The following is a 12,929-nucleotide window of genomic DNA, read 5'->3' as shown; positions in this document are numbered from 1 at the left end:
CGAGCCCGCTGAACGAGTGGTTCGACTGACAGTCCGCGGCGCTACACTTTTAACAGCTGCCTCAGTGAGTATCGCATGGACGTCTTGCACACCGCAGTGTGGATCGACGACATCGACGCGACGACCGACTTTTACTGTGACGGCCTCGGCCTCGAGCACACCCGCGATTTCGTCGGGGATGACGGGGCGACGAACTACTACGTGCGTGGCGAAAGCGAGACCGAGATCCAGTTCAAGTACGATGATACCGACCGCGATCTCGAGCCGTCCGGGATCGCCCACGTCGCGATCGCCGTTGAGGACATCGATGATACCCTCGAAACGCTCGTTGACGAGCATGGAAGCGAAATCGTGGGTGAGCCAACCGAAATCGAGCGCTCGAACATTCGAATCGCGTTCGCGACCGATCCATCGGGATACATCGTCGAACTCGTCGAAGACCTGTCCGACGACACGGATCAGAGCCACTGAGACGGTCCGCTGTACCAATTTCCCGGCGTAACTGCAACTGGCCGACACCTGTCTCGACGTACAAACCGATCAGTTCGCTCTCGAGACCGGGGCGACTGACGAGTACCGGCCACACGACTTCGTCAGTGGCACAGTTCAAAAAGGGATGGCAGATACCCGGCTCGATAACCGTTTATACGGGTTGCTGTCACGAGTTACCGGCGCGCCCACAGGATGTCGCGAGTGCGCCGGAACTGACCGACAGCAATCGTATCACAGGAGTGTTCAGGCGACCCCGCACAAAGTGGGGTTCGGCTGACCGTTGAGTGACATTCGGGAGCGAGATGCTCCCAGCATGACTAACGGAAGTGGTTGAATCGTTCGATCAGGGTCCAACTCGAGCCGCTTTCAGGCTACTGGACGCCGTTTCGTGACGTCACGCGTGATCGAATATACTGTCTGTCAGGCAGTATAGGGCGCGCACTCGAGCCGACGCACGCGCCCGGACGACCGCGCTCGAGACTCGCACTCGAGTGCTGGCTATCGGCTGCAGCAGGTGTACACTATCGGTCAGTGACACCCCGATCCGATCGCGGTCTGCTGATGGTGCTCTCGTCTGCGCTCCGATCGAGCGGCTACGGCTGTGTGGCCGTTACTAACACACATAGTAATATGATTTAATAAGTGTTGTGGTCGAATGTCAGTCGCAATCGCCGTTCGGAGACGTGTTGATGATGCGATAGCCGGCCCGTATCAGGCGTCGGGCCAGCGTTCGATGTAGATGGCCTTGTCGGTGTAGAAGTGGATCATGTCTTCACCCTGAGCGTGGAGGTCGCCGAAGAACGAGTCTTTCCACCCACCGAAGTGGAAGAACGCCATCGGAGCCGACGTGCCGACGTTGACGCCGAGGTTCCCGATTTCGCCTTCGTGGCGGAACTTGCGGGCGTCCGCACCACGCCCCGTGAACAGACTCGCTGCGTTCCCAAATCGACTCGCATTCATGCGCTCGATCGCATCGTCTACCGAATCGACCGGCGAGAGGCCCAGCACGGGGCCGAAGATCTCCTCCTGGGAGATCGTCATCTCCTGTGTGACGTCACCGAACACCGTCGGCGCGAGGAAGTTGCCGTTCTCGTGTCCCTCGACGGCGACATCACGACCGTCGAGGAGAACTGTCGCACCCTCCTCGATGCCGGTGTCGATGTACTCGCGGACGCGCTGTTCGTGTTCGGCACTGATCAGCGCGCCGATATCGGTTCCGTCTTCGAGGCCGTTACCGACGACCTGACTCTCGGCGCGCTCGACGACGAGGTCGGCGAACTCGTCGTAGACGGACTCCTCGACGAGAACGATGTCGTTCGCGAGACACCGCTCGCCGGCACAGGCACACGCCGACGAGATCGTCTTTTCGGCAGCGAACTCGAGGTCTGCGGTTTCGGTGACGATGATGTGGTTTTTCGCCCCGCCCTGAGCCTGCACGCGCTTGCCATTCGCGGCGGCACGTTCGTAGATGAGTTTCGCGACCGGCGTCGAGCCGACGAAGGAAATCCCTGCAACGCCGTCGTGGTCGATCAACGCGTTGACCGTGTCGACGCCACCGTGGACTAACTGGACGACGCCGTCGGGAAAGCCCGCCTCGTCGATGAGTTCGAACAGGCGGTTGGCGACCAGCGGGTTCTGTTCGCTCGGTTTCAAGATGAAGCTGTTCCCGGTGGCGACTGCGTACGGCAGGAACCACAGTGGGATCATGCCCGGGAAGTTAAACGGCGTGATCGCCGCGAAGACGCCGAGCGGTTTCCGAACCGCGCTCTCGTCGATCTCCGGCGCGGCGTTCAAAAGCGACCCCGACTGCATCATCGACGGGATACCACACGCGACCTCGACGTTCTCGATCCCGCGTCGAAGTTCCCCGCGGGCCTCCGCGAGAGTCTTCCCGTGATCCTGAACGAGCAGTTCGGCGAGTTCGTCCTGATGGTCCTCGAGGAGTGTTTTGAGTCTGAACAGCGGCTGAATCCGTTCTTCGACCGGGAGCGACGACCACCCCTCGAACGCGGTTTCGCCGGCACTCACAGCGGCGTCGACGTCGGCTTCCGAGCTAAACGTGACTGATCCGAGCGCATCGCCCGTTGCAGGGTTCGTGAGTGTGTTGTGTTCAGAACCATCAGCAGTTTTCCACGTGCCGTTGACGTAGTTTTTGACCTCGGTGTCTCCATCTGGTGGGGCTACTTCGACCATAGAGTGTCTCTCGTGGACTAGGAAATAAATACTTCGGTGTTAGCGGATGGTTTCCCACTAAATTCGAGTTTTCATAAATAAACTCCTAACTCTCGAAGATATCCTAGACAGTAGACTACTAAACCGGCTTCCTCTCGAAAAGACTATTATACTGGTGTCCTATTGGGATGGTAGAGCATGACAGAACAAACACAATCGACGGACGAGGACGGCCGCACCGACGTCGAGAAACTCGACAAGGAGTACGTCTTCGGCACGTGGTCCTACCAGAGCGAAGTCGAACCGACAGAGATCGTCGGCGGCGATGGGGTCCGATTTCGGGACGCACACGAGAACGAGTGGATCGATTTTTCGGGCCAACTCATGTGTTCGAACCTCGGCCACTCGGCCGACGCCGTCGCCGATGCGATCGCAGAACAGGCCCACGAAGGGGCGTACTTCGCGCCCGGCTTTGCGACCGAAGCGCGTGCGAAACTCGGCGAGAAACTCGCCGAAGTGACGCCGGGTGACCTTTCGAAGACGTTCTTCTCGACGAGTGGGACGGAAGCCGTCGAGGCTGCGATCAAGATCGCCCGCATGTACACGGGGAAACAAAAGATCATCTCGCGGTACCGCTCCTACCACGGTGCCACCGCCGGCTCGATCAGCGTTACGGGCGATCCCCGACGGCTGATGGCCGAACCCGGCGTTCCCGGTGCAATCAAAGCCCCCGATCCGTACGCCTACGGCTCGACGCTCGAGCCGATGGAGAGCCTCGAGTACATCGACGAGATGCTGATGCTCGAGGGCGACACGGTCGCGGCGATCCTCGTCGAACCCGTCGTCGGTTCGAACGGCATTCTCGTTCCGCCTGACGAGTACCTGCCACGGCTCAAAGAGATCGCCCACGACCACGGTGCGCTGTTGATCTGTGACGAAGTCATGGCCGGCTTTGGCCGCACCGGCGAGTGGTTCGGCTCTGATGTCTTCGACGTCCAGCCTGATATTATGACGATGGCCAAGGGCCTCTCGGGTGCGTACGTGCCCCTCGGCGCGACGATCGTCACGCCGGAAATCGCCGACCACTTCGAAGACGAGATGTTCTGTCATGGCCACACCTACGCGGGCCATCCCGTCGCCTGTGCCGCCGGTCTCGCCGCCATCGAGACCTATCAGGAAGAGAATCTCATCGAACACGCCAGTGACGTCGGCGACTATCTCGGGCAGCGACTCGAGGAACTGGCCGACGCGCATCCGAGCGTCGGTGACACGCGGGGTGTCGGCCTCTTCCGCGGGATCGAACTGACGAAAGACCCCGACGAGCGCGTCCCCTTCGGCGAGCGAGAGGACAAGATCTCGACAGGATCGACCGTCGTCGACGACGTCGCCGCGGCGGCCGCCGACCGCGGCGTCTACATCGCGAACATGATCAACACCCTAATCATTGCGCCACCACTGACGATTACTGAGGACGACATCGACGAGGCCATCGAGGTCCTCGACGACGCGCTCGAAGTGTCTGACGGGGCGATGAACCGCTGAACGAACGTCCGAAGGGGTTGTTGGACGACGTTCCGTTCAGCCGAGGACAGCCACAGGCGCGTTCTTCCGGCCTGTGTACCGTCTCGGGTGGATCCGGCGCCGTTTCCACGTTCAATAGCGCGTGAAACGACAGTCACATAGCTATCGAAACGCGACTGACATGTACCAATGAATACGGACCTCGACGAAACCGACCTGAAAATTTTGGAAGCTGTTGAGCGCGATTACGAGCGGAGCCTCGAAGAGCTCTCGGCCGAACTCGATATTTCGAAATCGACGATCCACTACCGGATGAAGAAGCTAAAAGAGAATGGGGTCATCACGAAGCCGTCCGTGACGATCGATCCCCACGCGCTCGGAATGGACATGACCGTCCTCACAGAGGTTTCCGTCACACACGAACAAGGATACGCCGACGAAATCGGCAGTCAACTGGTCGACATCGACGGGATCGTAGATGTCTACTACACGATGGGCGACATCGACTTTCTCGTCCGCTCCCGCGTGCAAGACCGCGACCAGATGAACCAGCTTATCGACGAAATCATTGCGATCGATGGCGTCAACGAAACGTCCTCCAGATTCGTAATGCAGGAAGTGCAGACGAACACCGAACTGATGAGTATGCTCTCTGATGAGATGAGAGAGAACATCTTACAGGCGGAGTGAACACCGTATTTGACGGCGATCACTACTCGAGCGGAAGCGGATCCGGATCTTCGTAGCCGTTGAGCAGGTTTCGGGCGATCGTTTTGAGGTGGATTTCCGATGGTCCTTCGCCAATTCGGCGAACGCGTGCCTCTCGAAGCCAGCGCTCGAGTGGCAAGTCAGCGTCGACCCCAGCCCCGCCGTGGAGCTGCACGATCCGGTCGAGCACCTCCCAGAGCGTCTCCGTGGTCTGATACTTGGTGATCGACGACTCGTGGCGGATATCTGCGCCGGCGTCGAACCGCGCTGCCGCGTGGTACACCGAGTACTTCGCCGCCTGGAAATCGACCGCCGATTTGGCGAGTTTCCACTGAACTGCTTGGCGCTCCGCCAGCGGCTTTCCACCGACGACTCTGTCGGTGGCCCACTCGAGGCCAAGTCGAATCGACTGGTCGATCGGCCCGAGCGAGTTCGCAGCGTAGAGCACTCGCGATTCGCCGAGACATTCTTTCGCGAGAGCGAGTCCAGTACCGACGTCGCCGAGGACGTTTCGTTCGGGAACGCGAACGTCGTTCAGCGTCACTTCGAACGGATACTCCGGCCGGATCACCGGAATCGAGCGCATCGAGACGCCGTCGTCGGCCGTCGGCACGAGGAACGCAGTGATTCCGTGCTCGTCGATGCCGTCGCCGTTGGGTTCCGTTCGCGCAAAGAGGATCAGGAAGTCGGCGTCGCCGGCCCACGAGATGTAGTGTTTGGTGCCGTGTATGACCCACTCGTCGCCGTCTTTGGTAGCCATCGTCTCCATCCCCCGCGGATCCGAACCCGCAGCCGGCTCCGTCAGGGCGAAACAGCTCTGTTTCTCGCCGTCGATACACGGCTGAAAGTACTGTTCGATCTGGTACTCGTCGGCGCTTGCGAGATACGCAGCCGGTTCACCGACCGTTAGACCGGGGCCGAGTTCGATCACGCCGAGTCCCGGCTGATACAGGCCGAGGCGATGTTTCGAGAGTTCCTCGAGGACGACACACCGCTCGACCAGACTGAGCCCGCCGCCACCGTATGCTTCTGGGACGCCCATCGCCCAGAAACCGGCGGCTTTCGCTTTGGCTCTAAGTCGCTCTCGGTCGCGTTCCGGAATCTTGATCGGATGCGGGCGGACGTTGTCCGTGAGCTCCGGATTGGCCGGCTCGAGGTCGTGATAGCGGTCGATATCGTCGACGAGATCGGTCAACAGCGGCCGGAACTCCTCGTCGACGAAGCGACGAATCTCCCGCCGAAGCATAGTCGTTTCCGGTTCGAAATCTAACTCCATTGCCTACGTTCGCCGTGTGGTTTGGTACATATTCACATAACTGTTTTGATGGGCCGGCGCGTAGCACGCCATATCGACCGTTCGGGCCAGCGATCCTACGTGCCCCGGTACTCCGGCTCTCGACCCTCGAGAAAGGCGCGTGCTCCCTCTTTCTGGTCGTCCGTCCCGAACAGGAGCGCACTGGCGACGCGTTCGAAATCCAGTCCCTGTTCGATGTTCAGACTCCGATCGATCGCGTCCTTGGCCAGTCGGGTGGCGATCGGTGCCTTCGCGGCGAGTTGGGTCGCCAGCTTCGTGACTTCGTCGTCGAACGTCCCCTCGGAATAGACGTGGTTCACGAGGCCGATCTCCGCTGCTTCGGATGCATCGACGAGACGACCGGTCAGGACCAGTTCTCGAGCGATGCCGGCGCCGACGACATGAACCAGCCGCTGGGTACCACCGCCACCCGGAATGATCCCGAGCTCGATCTCGGGCAGGCCAAAGACCGCATCCGGCGTCGCGAGGCGGATATCACACGCGAGCGCGATTTCCGTGCCGCCACCGAGGGCGTAGCCGTCGACGGCAGCGATCGTCGGCTTCGGAACGTTCGCAACGAAATTGTATAGTCCCTGCCCGTGTTTGGCCCCGTACTCGAGGCCGTCGACGAGATCGAACTCGGTAAAAGAGTCGATGTCACCACCCGCGATGAACGAGCCGTCGCCGGCACCACGGAGCACGATTGCTCGCACGTCGGCGTCGTCGACGGCGGCTTCGAACGCCGCCCGCAGGTCCTCACGAGTCGGCACGTCCATCGCGTTCCGCTTTGCCGGTCGGTTGACGGTGATCGTCGCAATGCGCTCGCGACACTCGAGGAGTACACGGTCTGCCATGTGTGTTCTTTACACTACCGGCGCATAATACTTCGCTTGGGGCCGTTCGTGTGGTTACTCGCCCTCGAGTTCCCAGCCGATGAACGGCTCCTCGGGCGCAATATCGAGCGCATCCAGAAATCGGGCGGTCGCGAGATAGTGCGTCGCCAGCAAGGTGACGCCGACGATCGTCTCCGGGGGGAGGTACTGGGAGAGCCGCTCGAATCGGTCGTCGTCAACGTCGCCCCGCACGACCGCGTCGACGTATCGGAGCAGTGCCTGCTGGCGATCGTCGAACGGCTCGAAGTCACCCTCTGCGATGGCACGCAGTTCGTCGTCCGACACGCCGGCGTCACGGGCAATCGGAACGTGCTGGTGCCACTCGTACGGCGCATCCAGCGCCCGTGCAACGGTAAGAATACAGCGCTCGAGATCAGCCGGCTCGAGTCCACCCTCCGTCCACAGCGTCGTGCCGTAGCGCATGTATGACTGGAGGATGTCCGGGTTGTTCGCCATCGCACAGAGGAGGTGCAGTTCGCCCATTGCGTCCTCGCTTAACAGATGTTGATAGTCGTCCGGGAGGTCGGCCTGCCGTTGCAGTGGAACGCGCGCCATAGCGAGTTGTCAGGGGCAGTACTATTGAATACCACTGCTTTGTGTCGGTTTCACCCAGCGATAGCCTGACTGTCGCGACAGCAATCTTTTTATCGCTACTCTTGGAGTATATCGTGATGGATTTACAGCTACGTGGTAACACGGCACTCGTCACAGCGTCCTCCAGCGGGCTGGGCAAGGCATCGGCGACGGCACTCGTCCGCGAGGGCGTCAACGTCGTCATCAACGGCCGAGACGAGTCGCGACTCGAGGCAGCCAAAGCAGAGATCGAGACAGCCGGCTCCGGCGAGGTCGTGGCACAGCCGGGCGACCTGACGGCCAAGGCCGACATCCGCCAGCTCGTCCAGACGACCGTCGACGAGTTCGGCGGCCTCGACCATCTGGTAACGAGTGCAGGCGGGCCGCCATCCGGCCCGTTTCTCGAGACCGACGACGACGACTGGTATCAGGCGTACGACCTGCTCGTGATGAGCGTCGTTCGCCTCGCGCGGGAGGCTGAACCGCACCTTCGAGACGGCGACGGTGGAACAATCGTCACTATCACTTCGAGAAGCGTCAAAGAGGCGATCGACAGCCTCGTGCTCTCGAATTCGGTCCGAATGGGTGTCATCGGCCTCGAGAAAACGCTCTCGACGGAGTTTGCGCCCGAAATCCGGGCCAACGCCGTGCTTCCCGGCCCTCACGAGACCGACCGAATCCGTGATCTCGTCGAACAGTCGGTCGAGCGTGGCGAGTACGATTCCTACGAGGCGGGACTCGAGGCACGTGGCTCGAACGTTCCAGTGGGCCGGATCGGCGATCCGATGGGGTTGGGGAACACCGTCGCGTTCCTCTCGTCACCGTGCTCGGGATTTATCAACGGTGTCGCGGTTCCGATCGACGGCGGCGTGGGGTCATCGAACCTGTGATGCCGGTCGATGTGGTAGTGGTCGGTACTGGCTGAGACGTTTCAACGAAACCCGCAGTGGCGTTCGTCACGGAGAGCACACGGATCCAGTAGACCGATTCCAAGAATTATAGATTTTTTGAAGGGGCGACGACAGTGACGACGCTGCGAGGCGCGACAGATCGTAGTTCAACATTATTATTCCTGTGCTTGATTTCGGTAATACCGAAATGTCGGTTCTGCCGCTACAGCAGTGATCAGAAGCGGAGACTGCAAACGAGAGCGGTGTATCACGTATTTTTACATCTGTATGGTTGTAACTATACTCGAGACGATTAGCGGACGAGGTGATGACGAACATCCGAATGTAAATAATGCAGCTGGCAGTTACTGTTGGGTGGTTTTTACAACAGTATGGGTGTAAGATTCGGAAGCACTCAGAATCACGGGATTATCTCACATACTGCGCGGGGAACAGTACTACAGCCGCGGGAGACGTAATATTCGACAGACGGTCGCCCGTGGCTACTCCGCTGTGGTCAGTCCGTGGTTAGTCACTCGAGCGGTGCGATCGGTCGTGTCGACCATGTGTATCTATCCGGAATTATCACGAAGGACATTTTGGTATTACCGAAATCGACAACAGAGCTCAGTGGGGCAAATATTGCTATTACTCGTTTCAGTGGTGGAGGGACGAGAAATCACCAGATTATCGTTGGCTCGGTTACCAAAGAGTATATATAACCACTGCTCGAATTATTGATTATGACATACAGAAGCGGTAACGGGCGACGCATTAAGGCGACTGAGACGACTTTCGCCATCGTCGAAACGCTCGCCGAACACGAGTGCGCCCGGTTATCCGACATCGCCGACGAAGTCGGCATCGCGAACAGTACCGCCTCTGAGCATCTCTCGACGCTGCAGGATCACGGATACGTCGTTGAGGAAGAAAACGGCTATCGGCTCGGATTGCGGTTCATGGATACGGGAACGCAGGCGAAACGATACTACGATGGGCTGCTCACCGCATCGAAACCGGTGTTAGAACAGCTGGTCAACGATACCGGAGAGACGGTTAACCTCGTCACACGAGAGAACGACATGGCCGTCTACGTCGACCGGCTCTTCGGTAATCGTGGCGTCCCGACCGACTCTTGGGTCGGCAAACGACGGCCGCTGCATATGCTCTCCGCAGGGAAGGCGATTCTCGCACAGTTACCCGAGGACGAACTGGATGACATCCTCGACCGCCAAGAACTCGCAGCCGCGTCCGATCACACGATCACCGCTCGAGACGACCTCAAACAGGAACTCGAGACAATCCGTGAGGAGGGCATCTCGTTCAACGACCGCGAATCGCACAAACAGATCCGTGCCGTGGGAACGGCAATCGTCCTCGAAGACGGCGTCCACGGCGCCGTCTCGGTCGCGGGACCGGCCAAACGGTTCACCGGCTCGTACTACCGCGAGGAGATTCCGAATCTGTTGTTGGGCGCAGTCAACGAGATCGAACTCAAGCTCACATATCAGTGACTGCTCCGTTCGACGGCCTCGAACAGTGTTCGATTCCTGAACCCGCACCGTAGACACATTGCTACCGATCGTCCGAGACAAAGGACTATATCGCTCCCCTCAGTACGCTCTTGTAATGCTCGACTTCGTTAGCCTGGAGGACGATCTGACGCAAGAAGAACAGTTGATTCGGGACACAGCTCGCGAGTTCGTCGACGAACGGGTTCGACCCGAGATCGGCGAGCACTTCGAGAACGGGACGTTCCCGACCGAACTCATTTCGGAGATGGGTGAACTGGGCTTTTACGCGCCGAACCTCGAGGGCTACGGCTCGCCGAACGTCTCCGAAACGGCTTACGGCCTGCTGATGCAGGAACTCGAGGCGTGTGACTCGGGGCTGCGGTCGATGGCCTCAGTGCAGGGGGCGCTCGTCATGTATCCGATCCACGCCTACGGCTCGGAAACACAGAAGGAGGAGTGGCTGCCGAAGCTCGGTCAGGGAGAGGCCGTGGGCTGTTTCGGCCTCACGGAGCCCGAACACGGCTCGAACCCGTCGGGAATGGAAACGTACGCCGAACGTGACGGCGACGGCTACGTCCTCAACGGCTCGAAGACGTGGATCACGAACTCACCCATCGCCGACGTTGCAATCGTCTGGGCGCGTGACCGCTCGAGCGAGGACGACCCGGTTCGGGGCTTCCTCGTCGAGACCGATCGCGACGGCGTCTCGACGAACAAGATTACGGAGAAACTGTCGCTCCGGGCGTCGATCACGGGCGAAATCGGTCTCAACGACGTCTCCGTCCCCGAGGAAAACGTGCTTCCGAACGTCTCGGGCATGAAAGGCCCGCTGTCGTGTCTCACGCAGGCGCGCTACGGCATCGCGTGGGGTGCCGTCGGTGCCGCTCGAGACTGCTTCGAAGAGGCTCGCCAGTACGCGAAAGACCGCGAGCAGTTCGGCGGCCCGATCGGGCGCTTCCAGCTCCAACAAGAGAAACTCGCGGAGATGGCGACCCAGATTACCCTCGCCCAGTTGCTCGCTTACCGTATCGCTGACCTCAAAGAGCGCGGCGACCTCCGCCCACAACACATCTCGATGGCCAAGCGAAACAACGTCCGCATGGCCCGTGATCAGTCCCGCGTCGCCCGCGAGATGCTCGGCGGCAACGGCATCACGACCGACTACTCGCCGATGCGCCACATGGCCAACCTCGAGACGGTCTACACGTACGAGGGGACCCACGACATCCACACGCTCGTGCTGGGCCATGATCTGACCGGCATTCCAGCCTACGAACAGTAACGCTGCCAGCGAACGGCGCAGATTTCGCCACGTGTGCCAGCTGCATGCGACCACAACCCTTTCTACCACGGGAGAGAAACGCCAGCTAATGTCGCGTGAATCAGTACCACGAACCGCGGAGGTCGTTCGATGACGAAAACACCCGTAGACGTGCTCGCAGAACGCGAAGAGTGTGCACTCGAGGATCTACAGACCCTGCTTGCCCAGCCGTCGATCAGTGCGACAGGCGAGGGGATCGACGACTGTGCCCAACTGGTCCGTCAGCTGTGTCTCGAGTACGGCTTCGATGACGCGGAGCTCGTCGAGACACCGGGCCAGCCGGCGGTGATCGCCCATGCGTCAGCCGACGACAGGGCCGCCGAGAGAAGCGACAATGGCGACGTGCCGACGGTGCTATTGTACGGCCACTACGACGTCCAACCCGCCTCGCCATCTGCGTGGGCGTCGCCGCCGTTCGAGCCGACGATCCGAGCGGGACCGGACGGGCAGGCGCGGCTGTACGCTCGCGGTGCGGGCGACAACAAAGGCCAGTGGTTCGCCCATCTCTGTGCCGTTGAGGCGCTGCGCGAAACGACCGGATTGCCAGTCGACGTCGTCCTGTTGATCGAAGGCGAAGAAGAAAGCGGGAGCGAACACCTCGAGCACCTCGTCCGCAATCAGCAGGCCGACCTTGAGGCCGACGTGGCGATCGTCGCCGATGGTCCGATCGATTCGTCAGGACGACCGCACGTGTTGCTCGGCTCCCGCGGCCTGTTGTTCGTCGATATCGACGCGAGCGGCGCGAACCGAGACCTCCACTCAGGCAACTTCGGCGGACCGGTCCCAAACCCTGCGACCGCGATCGTCGATGTAATCGCCTCGCTCCGGGACGACGGGCAGATTACGCTGGATGGGTTCTACGACGACGTTCGGCCGCTGTCCGATGCCGACCGTGACGTGCTGGCGTCGATTGCGGTCGACGAGTCGGAAATCGAAACGGACCTCGGTCTCTCGGCGCTCGAGATGGACCCCGACGAGGGGTACGTCGAACGCCTTCTCACTCGTCCGAATCTGAACGTCGCCGGGCTCGATGCTGGGTACCAGGGAGCGGGGATGAAAACGGTTCTTCCGTCGCGTGCCAGCGCCAAAATCGACTTTCGACTGGTTGCAGATCAAGATCCTTCAACCGTCTTCGACGCCCTCCAAGCACACGCTCGAGAACGGGTCCCGGCGGGAATAGACATTGAACTCACTCGCGTGGCGTCGATGGCCCCCCAGCGAACGTCCGCGGACAGCCCCGTTGTCGAACCGGCAATGCGCGCGGTTCGCAGCGGGTGGGAAACCGAACCGATCCTGAAGCCATCGCTCGGTGGCTCCGTTCCGACCTACGTCTTTGCAGACGCACTCGACGTGCCGTGTCTCGTGATCCCCTACGCGAACGAAGACGAGAACAACCACGCCCCGGACGAGAACATCGCGCTCTCGTGTTTCCGGGCAGGATGTCGAACGACGGCAGCGCTACTCACGGAACTCGCCACCATCGACGCGTAACTGCCCGACACGCACGTGACGAATGCGAGTGGAACTGCCGGACATAGCGGGATGCCATAC

11 protein-coding genes are annotated in these 12,929 nt (G+C 60.5%); 7 read left to right on the top strand and 4 right to left on the bottom strand.

The features are described 5' to 3' along the window. The first annotated feature begins 75 nt into the window (after nucleotides 1-75). The gene (locus GCU68_RS19200) at nucleotides 76-471 is read left to right on the top strand and encodes a VOC family protein (protein WP_152944247.1); all 396 of its coding nucleotides are present in this window, start codon (nucleotides 76-78) and stop codon (nucleotides 469-471) included. Between the two features lie 732 nt (nucleotides 472-1,203). Here the strand turns inward: GCU68_RS19200 and GCU68_RS19195 are convergent. After that, complete coding sequence (locus GCU68_RS19195) at nucleotides 1,204-2,685, bottom strand: CoA-acylating methylmalonate-semialdehyde dehydrogenase (protein WP_152944246.1); 1,482 nt, start codon at nucleotides 2,683-2,685, stop codon at nucleotides 1,204-1,206. A gap of 177 nt (nucleotides 2,686-2,862) precedes the next feature. Here GCU68_RS19195 and GCU68_RS19190 point away from each other — a divergent pair, with 177 nt between their 5' ends. Further along, nucleotides 2,863-4,206 (top strand): aminotransferase family protein, encoded by a 1,344-nt coding sequence (locus GCU68_RS19190; RefSeq protein WP_152944245.1) that lies wholly within the window; start codon nucleotides 2,863-2,865, stop codon nucleotides 4,204-4,206. Nucleotides 4,207-4,374: 168 nt separating this feature from the next. After that, nucleotides 4,375-4,875 carry an Lrp/AsnC family transcriptional regulator gene (locus tag GCU68_RS19185; protein ID WP_152944244.1) on the top strand — a complete coding sequence of 167 codons (501 nt, stop codon included), beginning with the start codon at nucleotides 4,375-4,377 and terminating at the stop codon, nucleotides 4,873-4,875. Between the two features lie 22 nt (nucleotides 4,876-4,897). Here GCU68_RS19185 and GCU68_RS19180 read toward each other — a convergent pair whose 3' ends face one another. The 3 genes from GCU68_RS19180 to GCU68_RS19170 form a co-directional block, all read right to left on the bottom strand. Further along, nucleotides 4,898-6,169, bottom strand: a complete 1,272-nt coding sequence (locus tag GCU68_RS19180; RefSeq protein WP_227015099.1) for an acyl-CoA dehydrogenase family protein — start codon at nucleotides 6,167-6,169, stop codon at nucleotides 4,898-4,900. Between the two features lie 95 nt (nucleotides 6,170-6,264). Then, on the bottom strand, nucleotides 6,265-7,041 hold the full coding sequence (locus tag GCU68_RS19175; RefSeq protein ID WP_152944243.1) for an enoyl-CoA hydratase/isomerase family protein: 777 nt from the start codon (nucleotides 7,039-7,041) through the stop codon (nucleotides 6,265-6,267). A 54-nt stretch (nucleotides 7,042-7,095) separates the two neighbouring features. Next, a complete protein-coding gene (locus GCU68_RS19170; protein WP_152944242.1) occupies nucleotides 7,096-7,635 on the bottom strand; it encodes a carboxymuconolactone decarboxylase family protein in 540 nt (179 codons plus the stop codon). 116 nt (nucleotides 7,636-7,751) lie between these two features. Between GCU68_RS19170 and GCU68_RS19165 the strand changes: the two genes are divergently transcribed. The 4 genes from GCU68_RS19165 (at nucleotide 7,752) to GCU68_RS19150 (ending at nucleotide 12,869) form a co-directional block, all read left to right on the top strand. After that, on the top strand, nucleotides 7,752-8,543 hold the full coding sequence (locus GCU68_RS19165) for an SDR family oxidoreductase (RefSeq protein WP_152944241.1): 792 nt from the start codon (nucleotides 7,752-7,754) through the stop codon (nucleotides 8,541-8,543). A gap of 743 nt (nucleotides 8,544-9,286) precedes the next feature. Beyond that, the gene (locus tag GCU68_RS19160) at nucleotides 9,287-10,057 is read left to right on the top strand and encodes an IclR family transcriptional regulator (protein ID WP_152944240.1); all 771 of its coding nucleotides are present in this window, start codon (nucleotides 9,287-9,289) and stop codon (nucleotides 10,055-10,057) included. A gap of 115 nt (nucleotides 10,058-10,172) precedes the next feature. Further along, the gene (locus GCU68_RS19155) at nucleotides 10,173-11,339 is read left to right on the top strand and encodes an acyl-CoA dehydrogenase family protein (protein WP_152944239.1); all 1,167 of its coding nucleotides are present in this window, start codon (nucleotides 10,173-10,175) and stop codon (nucleotides 11,337-11,339) included. 129 nt (nucleotides 11,340-11,468) lie between these two features. Continuing rightward, nucleotides 11,469-12,869, top strand: a complete 1,401-nt coding sequence (locus tag GCU68_RS19150; protein ID WP_152944238.1) for a M20/M25/M40 family metallo-hydrolase — start codon at nucleotides 11,469-11,471, stop codon at nucleotides 12,867-12,869. The last annotated feature ends 60 nt before the right edge of the window (nucleotides 12,870-12,929 follow it).

The sequence above is a fragment of the Natronorubrum aibiense genome (assembly GCF_009392895.1).
Lineage (GTDB): Archaea > Halobacteriota > Halobacteria > Halobacteriales > Natrialbaceae > Natronorubrum > Natronorubrum aibiense.
This window is presented reverse-complemented; position numbering and strand designations above follow the sequence as displayed.

Coding starts and splice junctions, on each gene's coding strand:
- GCU68_RS19170 (WP_152944242.1), bottom strand. CDS start 7,635: ATGGCGCGCGTTCCACTGCAACGGCAGGCCGACCTCCCGGACGACTAT.
- GCU68_RS19185 (WP_152944244.1), top strand. CDS start 4,375: ATGAATACGGACCTCGACGAAACCGACCTGAAAATTTTGGAAGCTGTT.
- GCU68_RS19195 (WP_152944246.1), bottom strand. CDS start 2,685: ATGGTCGAAGTAGCCCCACCAGATGGAGACACCGAGGTCAAAAACTAC.
- GCU68_RS19180 (WP_227015099.1), bottom strand. CDS start 6,169: ATGGAGTTAGATTTCGAACCGGAAACGACTATGCTTCGGCGGGAGATT.
- GCU68_RS19175 (WP_152944243.1), bottom strand. CDS start 7,041: ATGGCAGACCGTGTACTCCTCGAGTGTCGCGAGCGCATTGCGACGATC.
- GCU68_RS19150 (WP_152944238.1), top strand. CDS start 11,469: ATGACGAAAACACCCGTAGACGTGCTCGCAGAACGCGAAGAGTGTGCA.
- GCU68_RS19160 (WP_152944240.1), top strand. CDS start 9,287: ATGACATACAGAAGCGGTAACGGGCGACGCATTAAGGCGACTGAGACG.
- GCU68_RS19155 (WP_152944239.1), top strand. CDS start 10,173: ATGCTCGACTTCGTTAGCCTGGAGGACGATCTGACGCAAGAAGAACAG.
- GCU68_RS19165 (WP_152944241.1), top strand. CDS start 7,752: ATGGATTTACAGCTACGTGGTAACACGGCACTCGTCACAGCGTCCTCC.
- GCU68_RS19200 (WP_152944247.1), top strand. CDS start 76: ATGGACGTCTTGCACACCGCAGTGTGGATCGACGACATCGACGCGACG.
- GCU68_RS19190 (WP_152944245.1), top strand. CDS start 2,863: ATGACAGAACAAACACAATCGACGGACGAGGACGGCCGCACCGACGTC.